We start from the raw sequence: 15,148 nt of genomic DNA, 5'->3' as shown, positions 1-15,148 counted from the left end.
TATGCCGCCACGGGCTGCCCTGCGGCCCAACTGTGGTAGGCTTTGCCGGTTAGCAAAGGGGACCGCCCGCACTCGTGTTTCCGTATTGGCGCGCCTGCACCCGTCCCTGCATCTGCCTTCAGGAGTTTCCATGCGCTTGACCCAGATTATTGCCGCCGCAGCCATTGCGTTGGTTTCCACCTTTGCCGTCGCCGATGACGCGGCCGAGCAGACCATCCGCAAGAGCCTGGCCAACCTGCAGCTCGATACCCCAATCGAAAGCATCAGCGCCAGCCCGATGGCCGGCCTGTATGAAGTCAAGCTCAAGGGCAGCCGCGTGCTGTACGCCAGTGCGGACGGTCAGTACATCGTCCAGGGCTACCTGTTCCAGCTCAAGGACGGCAAGCCGGTCAACCTGACCGAGAAAGCCGAGCGCCTGGGCGTGTCCAAGCTGATCAACGGCATCCCGGTGGCTGAAACCGTGGTTTACCCGGCCATCGGCGAGACCAAGACCCATATCACCGTGTTTACCGACACCACGTGCCCGTACTGCCATAAGTTGCATGCCGAAGTGCCTGCGCTGAACAAGCTGGGTGTGGAAGTCCGCTACGTAGCGTTCCCGCGCCAGGGCCTGGGTTCGCCGGGCGACGAGCAGTTGCAGGCCGTATGGTGCTCGGCCGACAAGAAAGCGGCCATGGACAAGATGGTCGATGGCAAGGAAATCAAGGCCGCCAAGTGCGCCAACCCGGTGTCGAAGCAATTTGCCCTGGGCCAGTCCATCGGCGTCAACGGTACACCGGCCATCGTTTTGGCTGACGGCCAGGTGATTCCGGGCTACCAGCCGGCACCACAAGTTGCCAAACTGGCGCTGGGTGCCAAATAAACCAGCATCGTCGAACCTTTGGCGATCATGGCCTGTGGATAAGTCGACGGGTCATTAATTGAAAGCCGCAGTTGTGCGGCTGTTTTCCACGGCCGACCTAGCGTCGGCCGTTTCATGGGGAGTTCTTCAGTGAAACCGGTCAAAGTAGGCATCTGTGGGTTAGGGACCGTCGGTGGCGGCACCTTCAACGTACTTCAGCGTAATGCTGAAGAAATTTCCCGCCGTGCAGGGCGTGGGATTGAAGTGGCGCAAATTGCCACGCGTTCGCCAAAGCCTCAGTTCCAAACGACCGGTATTGCGATTACCAACGATGTCTTCGCCGTGGCCACCAACCCTGAAATCGATATCGTCATCGAGCTGGTGGGCGGTTACACCGTGGCTCGCGAGCTGGTGCTCAAGGCGATCGAAAACGGCAAGCACGTGGTCACCGCCAACAAGGCGCTGATCGCTGTACACGGCAACGAGATCTTCGCCAAGGCCCGCGAGAAAGGCGTGATCGTGGCATTCGAAGCCGCGGTTGCCGGCGGTATCCCGGTGATCAAGGCGATCCGTGAAGGCCTGTCCGCCAACCGCATCAACTGGGTGGCCGGCATCATCAACGGCACCGGTAACTTCATCCTCACCGAAATGCGCGAGAAGGGCCGTACCTTCGAAGACGTACTGGCCGAAGCCCAGGCCCTGGGGTATGCCGAAGCCGACCCGACATTCGACGTGGAAGGCATCGACGCGGCGCACAAGCTGACCATCCTGGCGTCCATCGCCTTTGGTATCCCGCTGCAGTTCGACAAGGCCTACACCGAAGGCATCACCCGGCTGACCACTGCCGACGTGAACTACGCCGAAGCCCTGGGCTACCGCATCAAGCACCTCGGTGTCGCGCGCAGCACTCCGGCGGGTATCGAGTTGCGTGTGCACCCGACGCTGATCCCGGCCGACCGCCTGATCGCCAACGTCAATGGCGTGATGAACGCCGTGATGGTCAACGGTGACGCTGCCGGGTCCACCCTGTTCTACGGCGCCGGTGCCGGCATGGAGCCGACCGCTTCGTCGGTGATCGCCGACCTGGTGGATGTGGTTCGCGCCATGACCAGCGACCCGGAAAACCGCGTGCCGCACCTGGCCTTCCAGCCGGATTCGCTGTCGGCCCACCCGATCCTGCCGATCGAGGCCTGCGAAAGCGCCTACTACCTGCGCATCCAGGCCAAGGATCACCCGGGCGTGTTGGCCCAGGTGGCCAGTATCCTGTCGGAGCGCGGTATCAACATCGAGTCGATCATGCAGAAGGAAGTCGAGGAGCAGAACGGCCAGGTGCCGATGATCCTGCTGACCCACCGGGTGCTCGAGCAGCACATCAACGATGCCATCACCGCGCTGGAAGCCTTGCAAGGCGTCGTGGGCCCGGTGGTGCGGATTCGCGTCGAACACCTGAACTAACCGATCTGTTCCAGAGGCCCCGTGTGTGCGGCGGCCTCTGTTCGAGAATGTTTTAGAGGAGCCAGTCATGCGTTACATCAGCACCCGCGGCCAGGCACCGGCCCTGAATTTCGAAGACGTCTTGCTGGCAGGCCTTGCCACCGACGGCGGCCTGTACGTGCCGGAAAACCTGCCACGCTTTACCCAGGAAGAAATCGCTTCGTGGGCCGGCCTGCCGTACCACGAGCTGGCGTTCCGGGTGATGCGCCCATTCGTCACCGGCAGCATCCCCGATGCGGATTTCAAAAAGATTCTGGAAGAGACCTACGGCGTGTTTTCCCACAGCGCCATCGCGCCTCTGCGCCAGCTCAACGGCAACGAATGGGTGCTCGAGCTGTTCCATGGCCCGACCCTGGCGTTCAAGGACTTCGCCCTGCAACTGCTGGGTCGTCTGCTGGACTACGTGCTGGAGAAGCGCGGCGAGCGCGTGGTGATCATCGGCGCCACCTCGGGTGATACCGGTTCGGCCGCCATCGAAGGCTGCAAGCACTGCGAAAACGTCGACATCTTCATCCTGCACCCGCACAAGCGTGTCTCGGAAGTACAGCGCCGCCAGATGACCACCATCTTCGGCGAGAACATCCATAACATCGCCATCGAAGGCAACTTCGATGACTGCCAGGAAATGGTCAAGAACAGCTTCGCCGACCAGGGCTTCCTCAAAGGCACACGCCTGGTGGCGGTGAACTCGATCAACTGGGCGCGGATCATGGCCCAGATCGTCTACTACTTCCACGCCTCGCTGCAGTTGGGTGGCCCGGCGCGCTCGGTGTCGTTCTCGGTGCCGACCGGCAATTTCGGCGACATCTTCGCCGGCTACCTGGCCCGTAACATGGGCCTGCCGATCAACCAGTTGATCGTCGCCACCAACCGCAACGACATCCTGCACCGCTTCATGAGCGGCAACCAGTACGTCAAGGAAACCCTGCACGCCACCCTGTCGCCGTCCATGGACATCATGGTGTCGTCGAACTTCGAACGCCTGCTGTTCGACATGCACGGTCGCAACGGCGCAGCCATCGCCGGCTTGATGGACACCTTCAAGAGCGGCGGCGGTTTCAGCGTTGATGAAGAGCGCTGGACCGAAACCCGCAAGCTGTTCGACTCCCTGGCCGTGGATGACGCGCAGACCTGTGAAACCATCGCAGAGGTCTACGCCCAGACCGGCGAGTTGCTCGACCCGCACACCGCCATTGGGGTCAAGGCCGCCCGCGAATGCCGTCGCAGCCTGGATATCCCGATGGTGATCCTCGGCACCGCCCATCCAGTGAAATTCCCGGAAGCGGTGGAGAAGGCGGGTGTCGGCAAGGCGCTGGAGCTGCCGGTGCACCTGACCGACCTGTTCGAGCGTGAAGAGCGTTGCACGGTGCTGCCGAATGACTTGAAGGCGATGCAGGCGTTTGTCAGCCAGCATGGCAACCGTGGCAAGCCATTGTAAGGCAAGTCACGAAGACAAAAACGCCGCTTTCCCTTCCTCGGGTCAGCGGCGTTTTTTGTTTCTGGCAGGCCCTGCCTCAGCGCCCGACAAGCCCCAAAACAGCGGCCTATTGCGTAAGCATTTATGTGCCGCCGTTTTTTACCTGTCATGTTGCAAGCGCATGCTGGAAACGTCATCCCCCGACAACCCCGCATAAACGAAAAAGCGAACTTTCCTACGTCACAACCAGTCACTTAGGATAGATGCAGCTCCCGTTTACAAGAATGTTTGCGAACTATTGAGTGGTGATCGAGATGGAAAGTATCAGCCTATTGCTCGAAGAAGCACTGAGCCCTTATCAGGTGACGTTGACCACCGCAGGTGTGCAGGAAGAGTGCCTGGTAACCGTGAAGAACCCCGCCGGTGCGATCATGGTCGAGCGTGAAGTCGACCGGGCGCAATTGCTCGATAAGCGCCTATTGGTGGATGTGGTGGATTGCCTGCTGCGTGACCTCAAGATCGCTGAAGGACGCCTGGAACCCTCGGTCATCGCGGCCTTGCGCAACGCCGCCCAGACCCGCAGCGCTGCCGTTGCATGAAGAATTGTTTATAGATGGAAACTTCCCACGTCATGGCCGGTCAGATTTTGTAACAGCAAGAGCAAACATTGTGCTCCGGTGTTTGTGCCTTGTTGTACTGGTCTTTGTAGGCCACGTTTAACCCCGAAGTGTCTCCCCACTCTTCGGGGTTTCTTTTTGCCTGGGATTTGTCACGGCGCTGGCGAGTCCTGGAAAAAGCTCGGGTTGTCTCGCAGGTAGTGTTCACGCATGGCAGGGTCCAGCCAGGCGGCGTAGGACTGCTGTACGTGTTCCAGCGGGAGGCTGAGCAGAACCTGGTTGATCCGTTCCATGGCCTCGCGCCCCTCAGGTGTATCCGAGCAGCCGATATGCGTGCGCTGGTAAGGTGCTGTGCCCTTGATGGGGTAGAAGCTGAGGTCTTCGGCGGCGATCCCCTGTTGCATCGCGTGGTAGCGGATTTCCGGCCAATAGCCCAGCACCGCCTCCAGCCGGCCCAGGCGCTGCATCTGCAGCAAGCTGCCAAGGGCATCGTTGCCGTAGTGCAGTGCCAGTTTGTGTGTGTCGGCCTGTTTCAGTCGCTCATCGATAACCGCGCCGTAGCTGCGTTCCGCGATCGCGCCGACCCTTGCCTCATGGGCGTCGAAGAAGGCCTGCAGGTCAAACTGGCCGTCTGCGATAAACGCCGCCAGGGCGCCCTGCTGGCTGCGTCGGATCGTGACGCCATTACTGGCGACCACAAACGCCTGCCTGGAAAATACGATGTACCTGGCCCGCTCGGCCGTCCACAGCAAGGATGGATCGCAGGTGAGCGTGGGCTCGCGCAGCATCTGCATGCCGCGCGCGCGATTGACGTGCATTACCTGGTGGCGATATTCCGGCAAGTGCTCGATCAGTATCGGCAGCAACTGGTCCAGGGCGCCCTGGCCTTTGCCTGGCCCTTCGAAGATGGTCAGCGGCGGCAAGTCGCGCAGCAACCAGATCAACGTGCCCTCGGCACTCGCCGGCACGGGCCAGCCGCCGGCCAGCATGACGGCCAGGGACAGCGCACTGAACCAGTGCCTGCAACCGTGGGGCATCAGATGGCGCCTTGCTCACGCAGGCGGACAATGGCGGCGGCGTCGTATCCCAACTCGCCCAGCACCACGCCGTTGTGTTCACCCAGTTGCGGCCCCACCCATTCGCAACTGCCCGGTGTGTCCGACAGCTTGGGCACGATGCCCGGCATCTTGAAGTCCTTGCCGCCGGGAAGCCGGGCCTTAAGGAACATCTCGCGTGCGAGGAATTGCGGGTCGCCCAGCATGTCCTCGGCGCTGTAGATACGGCTGGCGGGCACTTCAGCCTTGTTGAGTTGCTCCACCACCTGCTCCAGCGGCAGCGAGTTCACCCAGCGATCAATCACGCCATAGAGTTCATCGCGACGGCTGTCGCGCCCGTCATTGCTGGCCAGTTGTGGATCGTTCGCCAGGTCGTCACGGCCGATGGCACTCATGAAACGTTTGAAGATGGCATCGCCGTTGGCACCGATCTGTACGTGCTTGCCGTCCGCGCTGGTGTGGATCGACGACGGCGTGATGCCGGGCATGATGTTGCCGGTGCGCTCGCGAATAAACCCGAATACGTCGAACTCGGGGATCATGCTTTCCATCATGGCGAAGATGGCTTCATACAGCGCCACATCCACCACCTGGCCCACACCGCCGTTGACCTCGCGATGACGCAGCGCCATCAAGGCACCGATGACCGCCCACAGCGCGGCGATGGAGTCGCCAATGGAGATTCCCGTGCGCACCGGCGGGCGATCTTCGAAACCGGTGATATAACGCAGCCCGCCCATGGACTCGCCCACTGCGCCAAACCCGGGCTGGTCTTTCATCGGCCCGGTCTGGCCAAAACCCGAGAGGCGCACCATCACCAGTTTCGGGTTCAGCCCATGCAGGGTTTCCCAGCTCAGGCCAAGCTTCTCCAGTACGCCGGGGCGGAAGTTTTCGATCAGGATGTCGGCGTCTGCCAGCAGTTGCTTGAGAATCGCCAGCCCGTCCGGGTGCTTGAGGTTCAACGTCAGGGACTTTTTGTTGCGCGCCTGCACAAACCACCACAACGAGGTGCCTTCGTACAGCTTGCGCCATTTGCGCAACGGGTCGCCGCCGTCCGGGGATTCGACCTTGACCACCTCGGCGCCGAATTCAGCACAAATGCGTGAGGCGAAGGGGCCGGCGATCAGGGTGCCGAGTTCGATGACTTTCAGGCCGGCAAGCGGTTTGGCATTAAACGACATGGGGATCCTTGTCTGCGCGGAACGGTGATGTGAAGCCTTTTAACATAGGCGAGCAACCCAGAGATAAGGATGATGCAGCGCAGGATTCGTTGAATGACCTCGCCATCGGTTAGACTGGCCGTCTTTCCCTGTCTCTAGAAGCCCGTTCATGGCCCAGCCGTCCACGACCTACAAATTCGAACTCAACCTCACCGACCTCGACCGTTCGGTGTACGAGAGCGTCAAGCAGACCATCGCTCGCCACCCCTCGGAAACTGAAGAGCGCATGACCGTGCGTCTGCTGGCCTACGCCCTTTTTTACAACGAACAGTTGGCGTTCGGCCGTGGCCTGTCAGATGTAGACGAGCCAGCCCTGTGGGAAAAAAGCCTGGATGATCGGGTTTTGCATTGGATCGAAGTCGGCCAGCCGGATGCCGACCGCCTGACCTGGTGCTCGCGTCGCACTGAGCGCACCAGCCTGCTGGCATACGGCAGCTTGCGTGTTTGGGAGGGCAAAGTGGTGCCGGTGGCGAACACCCTGAAGAATGTCCACATCGCAGCAGTGCCCCAGGAGATTCTGGAGGTTCTGGCCAAGGACATGCCCCGCGTGATCAAGTGGGACGTGATGATCAGTGAAGGCACGATCTTCGTCACCGACGACCGTGGCCAGCACGAAGTGCAACTGCAATGGCTGGTCGGCGAACGCGGTTGAAAATGTGGGAGGGGGCTTGCCCCCTCCCACATTTGATCTGTGTTCCCTTCAGAGTTGTCGTTTAACCGTTGTATTCAAGAGAAGCTCCCGTCACCCATGCGTATCGATCCCCGCCCGTTGCCCGCCGTCCTGCCCTTCCTGGGGGAATTGCCACCGCTGTTGACCCGTCTCTACGCCGCACGTGGCGTGCAGTCCGAGGCCGAGCTGGACAAGAGCCTGGCGCGGTTGATTCCCTATCAGCAGCTCAAGGGCATCGACGCGGCGGTGGACTTGCTGGTGACGGCATTGGAGCAGCGCCAGCGGATCCTCATCGTCGGTGACTTCGACGCCGATGGTGCAACCGCCAGCACCGTAGGCACCCTGGGCCTGCGTTTGCTCGGTGCGGCCCATGTCGATTACCTGGTGCCCAACCGCTTCGAATACGGCTATGGCCTGACCCCGGAAATCGTCGCGGTGGCCCTGCAGCGCGAGCCGCAGTTGCTGATCACCGTGGACAATGGCATTTCCAGTGTCGAAGGCGTGGCGGCGGCGAAAGCGGCGGGGCTGAAGGTGCTGGTGACCGACCACCACTTGCCCGGGGATGAGCTGCCGGCGGCGGATGCCATCGTCAACCCGAACCAGCCGGGCTGTGAGTTCCCGAGTAAGGCCCTGGCCGGCGTGGGCGTGATCTTCTACGTACTGATGGCCCTGCGCGCGCGTTTGCGCAGTTTGGGCTGGTATGAAAACAAGCCTCAACCCAACATCGGCGAGCTGCTCGACCTGGTCGCCCTGGGCAGCGTCGCCGACGTGGTGCCCCTGGACGCCAATAACCGCATCCTCGTGCATCAGGGCCTGGAGCGTATTCGTGCCGGTCGCGCACGGCCGGGGATCAAGGCGATCCTCGAAGTGGCCAAGCGGGATGCGGCGCGCATCACCTCCACCGACCTCGGCTTTATCCTCGGGCCACGCTTGAACGCCGCCGGGCGCCTGGACGATATGAGCCTGGGCATCGAATGCCTGCTCACCACGGATTTCGCCGCGGCACGGGAAATGGCCGCACAACTGGACGGCATGAACCAGGACCGCAAATCCATCGAGCAGGGCATGCAGCGCGAAGCCCTGGCTCAGCTCAAGGACTTGCCGGTGGACTCAATGCCCTACGGCTTGTGCCTGTTTGATCCGGACTGGCACCAAGGTGTGATCGGCATTCTTGCGTCGCGCATGAAGGAGCGCTATTTCCGCCCCACCATTGCCTTCGCCGATGCCGGCGATGGCCTGCTCAAGGGCTCAGGGCGCTCTGTGCAAGGCTTTCACATCCGCGATGCCCTGGCGGTGGTTGCGAGCCAGCATCCCAACCTGATCAGCAAATATGGCGGCCACGCCATGGCGGCGGGGTTGACCTTGCCCGAGGAAAATTTCCCACTGTTTGCCGAGGCCTTTGACGCCGAAGTGCGTCGGCAGCTGCGTGAAGAAGACCTCACCGGGCGCCTGCTGTCCGACGGCACCCTGGCGGTGGAAGAGTTTCACCTGGAACTGGCGCGCGCACTGCGCCACGCCGGGCCGTGGGGCCAGCACTTTCCCGAGCCGTTGTTCCATGGCGTGTTCCAGCTGGTCGAGCAGCGGGTGGTGGGGGAGCGGCACCTGAAAGTAGTGCTCAAGAGCGAATGCGGGTCGGTGAAGCTCGATGGCATTGCCTTCGGCGTCGACCGGGAAGTCTGGCCGAACCCGACCGTACGTTGGGTGGAGTTGGCCTACAAGCTGGATGTGAACGAGTTTCGTGGCAATGAAACCGTGCAACTGATGATTGCCCACATCGAACCGCGCTAGATCTTACCCACGCCGCAAAAAACTGTGGGAGGGGGCAAGCCCCCTCCCACAGTTTGATTTGTGTAAGGCTCGGGTTTATTCGGTTTTGGCCTGGTGCTTCACGATGATATCCACCAACCGCTTGGCCAGTGCCGGGTAGTTCTCATCGAAGTGATGCCCGCCCGGCAGTTTCACCGCCTCGCCCACGGCGGTCTTGTCGGTGCAGCCACTCTCGTCGACTTCTTCGGCACCGTAGATGCACACCACCTTGTCAGCCGGCAGCTTGGCCATTTCCGGGCCGGTCGCGGCTTCTTTGCCGGCGTTGCCCAGCCAGCCTTCCACTTCGATTTCAAAGCTGCCGGTGCGGGCGAAGGCCAGCAGGATGATGACGTCCACACGCTGCTGCTCGTTTTCCGGCAGGCGGTTGTAGATCGCCGGCAGGACGTCCGCGCCGAAGGAGTAACCGGTCAGCACGAAGCGCTTGGTGCCCCACTTCTGCCGGTAGTGCTGCATCAGTTCGGTGAGGTCTTTAGCGCTTTGTTCCGGGGTCTTGTGCTGCCAGTAGTAGCGCAGGGTGTCGATGCCGACCACCGGGTAGCCGATCTTGGCCATTTCGCCGGCCACGTCGCGGTCGAGGTCACGCCAGCCGCCATCACCGGAAAGGAACAGCGTCACGGTGTCCTTGGCCTGGCCAGCCGGCACTTCCACCACGGGAATCGCCAGGCCGCCGTTGTCCGAACCCACCAGTTGCTTGCGCAGTTCGTTGTTCAGCACTTGCGGATAGTGAATGTCGTAGTCGCTGATGCTGGTGGTGGCACGCGGGGTGTCACGTACGAAACTGGCGCTTTCATCGTCAGGGTTGTCGTTCCAGGCCACCAGCCAATTACCATGCGCGGCGGTTTTCGGCAGTGGGTCCTTGCACCCTTCCTGCACCAACGCGAAGCCGACGGAGATGGCGTTGGCCTTGTCGTCGCTCTGAGTGGCCAGCCAGCGCCAGGCGAGGGCGGCGCCAGGGCCGATGCCGCTGACCAGGGTCGCGGGGCCCTTGAGCTGGCCCAGGGCGCTTTGCAGCGCTTGTTCCTGCAGCTTGCAGTCATCCTTTGGCAGGATCACCTGGACGATCTGCGCCTTGCCGCCCTGGCTCAGGGTAATCAGCTGGCTATCGGTCAGGGTTTCGTCAGCCATCACCGCCACCGCGACGCGGGCTTTCGGGGTGCCGGCCGGGGTCACGCGGGTCATCACCGAGCCGTCGGCCTGGGGCAGTTGCTCCAGGGTCGGCTGCGGGGCAGGGCGGTTCCAGAACCAAAAGCCGCCACCCAGGACCAGGGCGAGCAGCACTACAAAGGCCAATACATACCGCCAGGAGCGTCGAATCATCAGCGTTTCACCAATCCAGTCAAGCCGCCCGCGATCAGGGCGGCGGTATCGGCCAGTGCCACCAGCGGGTCAAGTCCCGCGGGCACAGCCATGTAACGGGGTTCCCAGTCAGGCTGGAACTTGTCTTTGAAGCGGCGCAAGCCTTGGAAGTTATACAGTTGCTCGCCGCGACGGAACACCATCGAGCCCAGGCGCTGTGTCAGTGGTGCGCCGCGTCGCGGTTGCAGGCCCGACAACGGCACCATGCCGAGGCTGAAGCGGGCATAGCCATGACTCTTATAGTGTTGAATCAGGCCGACCATCATGAATTCCATGGTCAGCTTGGGCGCATCCGGGTGGGCGCGCATCAGGTCGAGGCTGGCCAGGTCGTGGTTGTAGGTCTCGAGCAGGTTGGCGAAGGCCACCGGGCGGCCTTCGAAGCGAATGATCGCGATACGAAAGTGCTTGAGGTAGTCGTCGCTGAAGCGTCCGAGGGAAAAGCCTTTTTCCCGCACATTCTTACCGGTAAGCCAGGCGTCCGAGATGACTTTTAATTCATCCATCGGTGCCGTGCCGGGTTCAAAGATCTCCAGGGACAGGCCATCCCGGGTGCCGCGGTTCCAGGTGTAGCGCAGGTCCTTCATCTCTTTGCCCTTGGCTTCCAGGTCAAAGCGTTTCAGGTCGACGCGGGCTTCCTCGCCCAGCTTGATCGCGGTGAGGCCGATGTCCATGTAATAGGGCAGGTTCTCGGCGCGTACCTGATAGAACACCGGGCGCGCATGATGAATGTCGCACAGGTCGCGGAACTGCCAGATCATTTCGGCACGGGGCTGGGTCGGACCGATCGGGTCATACAAGGCCACCAGGCTGCGGCCGCGACGGGCATACATCAGGAACGCTTCGTCATTCGGATGGAACAGCAATGCCTTGTCGCCGGTCAGCGCCAGGCCGCCGTCGGGTTGCGACGATGCCATCAGGATCTTGCTGGCGCGTTCCAGCTCCTCGGGTGTCGGCAGGTGGATCACCGGGCGTGCGGTGCGCAGCAGCCAGGTCAACGAGACGATGACCAGCAGCACGGCGGCGCCCAGCAGCGAACGCAGGCCGCGCGGGGCGTTGGCATCGAGGGTGAACTGCCACCACAGTTGATGGCTGTACGGTACATCTTGATACGCGAACAGCAGCAGCCAGATAGAAGCCCCCAGCACACAGACGCTGGCCACCAGGTACAGCGGTGAGAAAGGCAGCTCGGTCAGGCGGCTGGCGCGATAGAACGAGCGGCGGAAGATCGCCAGCAGTATCGCCGTCATGGTCATCAGGCTGGCTTCTTCCCAATCGAAGCCCTTGAGCAGCGAGAGCAGGGCGCCCACCAGCAGCAGCACCATGGTCAGCATCCACGCAGCCGATAGGCGTCGACGCAGGCCCTGGGCCAGCAACAGGCACAGCACGCCGATCAGGCTGGCACCGAAGTGCGAGGCGTCAATCAGGCGGTGGGGGATCAGGAAACCGATGTTTTCCAGGCGTGAGTCGATTTCTGGCGTGGCGCCGGAAAACAGCAGGACCACGCCGGACAAAAAAACCAGTACGGCCAGCACCGGCGCTGCCAAACCCGAGGCTACCCGCAGGCTTTGCTGAGTCTGGAACAGGCGCTGGGCCTCGTTGACCAGCAGGAACACACAGGCGATCAGCAGCGGCAGGACCACGTAGATCATGCGGTACAGCAGCAGGGCCGCAGCCAATGGCGCGGCACCGAGCTTGTCGGCGAATGCGGCGAGCAGGATGGCTTCAAATACGCCCACGCCCCCTGGCACATGGCTGAGCACACCAGCGGCCAGCGCCAGCAGGTACACGAGCAGGAACGGGCCGAAAGGCGGTGCTTCCGGCAGCAGCAGATAAAGGACGGTGGCGGCGGCGGCCACGTCCAGTGCGGTGATGATCAGTTGCAGGAATGTCAGGCGGCGACCGGGCAGACGCAGGGTCCGACGCCCGGCTTTTACCAGCAGGTTGTCCGGGTAGGGTTGTTCCGGCAGGCGGCGGCGGTAGATGCCGATGCACAACATGGCCGACAGCAACAGCACTGCGCCGGCAACGCCGCCGAGCACCGTTTGTGGCAAATGCAGGTAGGTCGACGCTGCCGGCAAGTTGCTCAGCGTGGCCAATGCAGCCAGCGGGGGCAGGGCGCAGCCCAGTGCCAGGCTGGCGAACACGGTCATGTGGGCGACTTCCGAAGCCCCGATGCCATGGCGTGCATATAAACGGTAGCGTACCGAGCCGCCCGAGAGCATCGACAGGCCAATGGCATTGCCGATCGCAAAGGCAGTAAAGCCGCCAAGGGCCAAGGTCTTGGCCGGCAGGTTCACCCCGGCATAGCGTGCGCCGGAAAACTCATAGCCCAGCAGAATGACGAACCCCGCGACGGCGGCGGCGAACGCACCGAGCAACGCGGGTTTGGGCACTTCCAGGATCGAGTCGTGGAGGGCGTAGAGGTCCAGCTCCAATAGCAGGTGCCGACAGGCGATCAGGGCGATTGCGAACAGCAACAAGGTCACGGCCAGCCCGATGGGTTGCCGGTATTTGCTCAACAGATCCAGCCAGCGCAAGCGGGTGGGGGCGATAGGTTGTTCTGCTGTGACGGTGTCTTGTGGTTCAGACGAGTTGGCGCGCATCAATCACCTCGTGGATTGTGCGCGACAGGATGGAGGTATCCAGCCAAGTTACCAATCCCTATGGACAAAATAATTACAAATATTAACGCGGATCACCGGGGGCGGCGACTGCGGCCATTGGTCGTAGAGGCGTAAGCATAGCGTGCAATGAGATGGACTCTACAAACCGTGTACGGTTTCATGAAAGATGCCATGCCATTGTTTCAGAAGAACTTTTTCATCGGATACAAAAAAGGCCACTCTTTCGAGTAGCCTTTTTTGATGTTTGGTTGCGGGAGCCGGATTTGAACCGACGACCTTCGGGTTATGAGCCCGACGAGCTACCAGACTGCTCCATCCCGCGTCTGTGGGCGGCATTCTACAGCCAGATGGCGAGGTGTCAACCGTTAATGAGCCGATGGGTCAAATAAGTGTGAAATAGCTGAGATGCAACCTAAGTTCGCGATTGAAAACGCTTTTTGTAGTGAGCGGGCTTGTCCCGCGCCGGGCTGCGGAGCAGTCCGTGGTGAAGTGCACACTATCTTGTGTGGGGCTGCTTCGCGGCCCGGCGCGGGGCAAGCCCGCTCGCTAAAACAAAAAAGGCCACTCTTTCGAGTAGCCTTTTTTGATGTTTGGTTGCGGGAGCCGGATTTGAACCGACGACCTTCGGGTTATGAGCCCGACGAGCTACCAGACTGCTCCATCCCGCGTCTGTGTGTCGGCATTCTACAGAGGATCATGAGTGTGTCAACCGGTGAATCGAAGAAAAGCGCTTGTGGTTCAATCGGTTAGCTCTCCAAGCAGAGCCATTTCAATCGTGCGGGCCAGTAGGGCTAAGGGTTTCAGCTCTATTGGGGGGCCAATTTCGATTGAGAAAATAAATTCATCTGGGAAATTTCCTACCGCTTAGGCGGAAGATTCAAACTACTGGTGCTATATACAGGGGTGAATGCGATACTGCTCACCCGTTGGATTACACCTCCCTTCTATCTATGACGCAGCGCAAAATCATCCACGTCGACTGTGATTGCTTCTACGCCGCCATTGAGATGCGCGATGACCCGAGCCTGGCGCAAAAGCCCCTGGCGGTAGGTGGATCGGCAGATCGAAGGGGCGTGATCGCTACATGCAATTACGAAGCGCGGGCGTATGGGGTGCGTTCAGCCATGTCGTCGCGCCATGCCCTGAAGCTCTGCCCGGACCTGACCATCGTCAAGCCGCGCATGGATGCCTATAAGGAAGCGTCGAAGGAAATCCAGACGATCTTCCGCGACTACACCGACCTGATCGAGCCCCTGTCGCTGGACGAGGCCTACCTGGATGTCTCCGACAGCCCGCACTTTGGCGGCAGCGCCACGCGCATCGCCCAGGACATTCGGCGCCGGGTCTCCAACCAGTTGCACATCACCGTGTCCGCCGGCGTGGCACCGAACAAGTTTTTGGCCAAGATCGCCAGCGATTGGAAAAAGCCCAATGGCCTGTTTGTCATTACCCCGGATCAGGTCGAGGACTTTGTCTCCCAACTGCGGGTAAGCAAGTTGCACGGCGTGGGCAAGGTGACGGCAGACAAGCTGGCGCGCCTGGGCATCGAAGACTGCCTGCAATTGCGCGAATGGAACAAGCTGGCGCTGGTGCGTGAGTTCGGCAGCTTTGGCGAGCGCTTGTGGAGCCTGGCCCGTGGGATAGATGAACGTGTGGTGCAGAACGACAGCCGGCGGCAGTCCATCAGTGTGGAAAATACCTACGATGTGGATTTGCCGGATCTCTCAAGCTGCCTGGCGAAACTTCCAGAGTTGATGGAGACCCTGGCAGGGCGCATGGCGCGTATCGACAGCAGCTACAAGGCGGGCAAGCCGTTCGTTAAGGTGAAGTTTCATGACTTTACCCAGACGACGCTGGAGCAGGCGGGCGCGGCGCGGGATCTGGAGAGTTATCAACAGTTGATGACCCAGGCGTTCAATCGCGGTGGGAAACCGGTGCGGTTGTTGGGGATTGGGGTGCGGTTGCTGGACCTGAGTGGCGGCAACGAACAGTTAGAGTTCTCCTGGTAGAAACCGGAAACAAATGTG

General features: G+C 61.3%; 11 protein-coding genes and 2 tRNA genes. 7 read left to right on the top strand and 6 right to left on the bottom strand.

Features of this window, described 5'->3' with window-relative positions; translation table 11 throughout:
• The first annotated feature begins 130 nt into the window (after nt 1-130).
• The 4 genes from BB029_RS11205 to BB029_RS11190 all read left to right on the top strand — a co-directional run bounded on the left by BB029_RS11205 (nt 131) and on the right by BB029_RS11190 (nt 4,351).
• A complete protein-coding gene (locus tag BB029_RS11205) occupies nt 131-862 on the top strand; it encodes a thioredoxin fold domain-containing protein (protein ID WP_027605460.1) in 732 nt (243 codons plus the stop codon).
• Between the two features lie 129 nt (nt 863-991).
• Nucleotides 992-2,296: a homoserine dehydrogenase gene (locus tag BB029_RS11200; protein ID WP_065939217.1), complete on the top strand. Its 1,305-nt coding sequence runs from the start codon at nt 992-994 to the stop codon at nt 2,294-2,296.
• A 67-nt stretch (nt 2,297-2,363) separates the two neighbouring features.
• Nucleotides 2,364-3,773 (top strand): threonine synthase, encoded by a 1,410-nt coding sequence (thrC, locus tag BB029_RS11195; protein ID WP_027605462.1) that lies wholly within the window; start codon nt 2,364-2,366, stop codon nt 3,771-3,773.
• Between the two features lie 293 nt (nt 3,774-4,066).
• Entirely contained in the window at nt 4,067-4,351 is a 285-nt protein-coding gene (locus tag BB029_RS11190; RefSeq protein ID WP_065924827.1) for a DUF3509 domain-containing protein, read from the top strand.
• Nucleotides 4,352-4,521: 170 nt separating this feature from the next.
• Here the strand turns inward: BB029_RS11190 and BB029_RS11185 are convergent, their stop codons facing one another.
• Both BB029_RS11185 and BB029_RS11180 read right to left on the bottom strand, forming a co-directional pair.
• Complete coding sequence (locus tag BB029_RS11185; RefSeq protein ID WP_083236365.1) at nt 4,522-5,406, bottom strand: TIGR02285 family protein; 885 nt, start codon at nt 5,404-5,406, stop codon at nt 4,522-4,524.
• The gene (locus BB029_RS11180) at nt 5,406-6,605 is read right to left on the bottom strand and encodes a CaiB/BaiF CoA-transferase family protein (protein WP_065939216.1); all 1,200 of its coding nucleotides are present in this window, start codon (nt 6,603-6,605) and stop codon (nt 5,406-5,408) included. The genes BB029_RS11185 and BB029_RS11180 overlap by 1 nt, the downstream gene beginning before the upstream one ends.
• 148 nt (nt 6,606-6,753) lie before the next feature.
• On the opposite strand from BB029_RS11180, the gene BB029_RS11175 reads away from it, so the two are divergent.
• Together BB029_RS11175 and recJ are read left to right on the top strand one after the other, a co-directional pair.
• Complete coding sequence (locus BB029_RS11175; protein WP_027605467.1) at nt 6,754-7,296, top strand: YaeQ family protein; 543 nt, start codon at nt 6,754-6,756, stop codon at nt 7,294-7,296.
• Between the two features lie 96 nt (nt 7,297-7,392).
• Complete coding sequence (gene recJ, locus BB029_RS11170) at nt 7,393-9,102, top strand: single-stranded-DNA-specific exonuclease RecJ (protein WP_065939215.1); 1,710 nt, start codon at nt 7,393-7,395, stop codon at nt 9,100-9,102.
• 75 nt (nt 9,103-9,177) lie between these two features.
• Here recJ and BB029_RS11165 read toward each other — a convergent pair whose 3' ends face one another.
• The 4 genes from BB029_RS11165 to BB029_RS11150 form a co-directional block, all read right to left on the bottom strand.
• Nucleotides 9,178-10,458 carry a virulence factor family protein gene (locus tag BB029_RS11165; RefSeq protein ID WP_065939214.1) on the bottom strand — a complete coding sequence of 427 codons (1,281 nt, stop codon included), beginning with the start codon at nt 10,456-10,458 and terminating at the stop codon, nt 9,178-9,180.
• Nucleotides 10,458-13,100, bottom strand: coding sequence for a bifunctional lysylphosphatidylglycerol flippase/synthetase MprF (gene mprF / locus BB029_RS11160; RefSeq protein WP_065939213.1), 2,643 nt, complete (start codon nt 13,098-13,100; stop codon nt 10,458-10,460). Before mprF ends, BB029_RS11165 begins: the two co-directional genes overlap by 1 nt.
• Before the next feature lie 266 nt (nt 13,101-13,366).
• Nucleotides 13,367-13,443 (bottom strand) — tRNA-Met (locus tag BB029_RS11155).
• Between the two features lie 269 nt (nt 13,444-13,712).
• A tRNA-Met gene (locus BB029_RS11150) sits at nt 13,713-13,789 on the bottom strand.
• A gap of 282 nt (nt 13,790-14,071) precedes the next feature.
• Here BB029_RS11150 and dinB point away from each other — a divergent pair.
• Entirely contained in the window at nt 14,072-15,130 is a 1,059-nt protein-coding gene (gene dinB, locus BB029_RS11145) for a DNA polymerase IV (protein ID WP_027605471.1), read from the top strand.
• The last annotated feature ends 18 nt before the right edge of the window (nt 15,131-15,148 follow it).

This window comes from Pseudomonas sp. S3E12, assembly GCF_001702295.1.
In the GTDB taxonomy this organism is placed as follows: domain Bacteria; phylum Pseudomonadota; class Gammaproteobacteria; order Pseudomonadales; family Pseudomonadaceae; genus Aquipseudomonas; species Aquipseudomonas marginalis.
This window is presented reverse-complemented; position numbering and strand designations above follow the sequence as displayed.

Coding starts and splice junctions, on each gene's coding strand:
- BB029_RS11205 (WP_027605460.1), top strand. CDS start 131: ATGCGCTTGACCCAGATTATTGCCGCCGCAGCCATTGCGTTGGTTTCC.
- thrC (WP_027605462.1), top strand. CDS start 2,364: ATGCGTTACATCAGCACCCGCGGCCAGGCACCGGCCCTGAATTTCGAA.
- BB029_RS11190 (WP_065924827.1), top strand. CDS start 4,067: ATGGAAAGTATCAGCCTATTGCTCGAAGAAGCACTGAGCCCTTATCAG.
- BB029_RS11185 (WP_083236365.1), bottom strand. CDS start 5,406: ATGCCCCACGGTTGCAGGCACTGGTTCAGTGCGCTGTCCCTGGCCGTC.
- BB029_RS11180 (WP_065939216.1), bottom strand. CDS start 6,605: ATGTCGTTTAATGCCAAACCGCTTGCCGGCCTGAAAGTCATCGAACTC.
- BB029_RS11175 (WP_027605467.1), top strand. CDS start 6,754: ATGGCCCAGCCGTCCACGACCTACAAATTCGAACTCAACCTCACCGAC.
- recJ (WP_065939215.1), top strand. CDS start 7,393: ATGCGTATCGATCCCCGCCCGTTGCCCGCCGTCCTGCCCTTCCTGGGG.
- BB029_RS11165 (WP_065939214.1), bottom strand. CDS start 10,458: ATGATTCGACGCTCCTGGCGGTATGTATTGGCCTTTGTAGTGCTGCTC.
- mprF (WP_065939213.1), bottom strand. CDS start 13,100: ATGCGCGCCAACTCGTCTGAACCACAAGACACCGTCACAGCAGAACAA.
- dinB (WP_027605471.1), top strand. CDS start 14,072: ATGACGCAGCGCAAAATCATCCACGTCGACTGTGATTGCTTCTACGCC.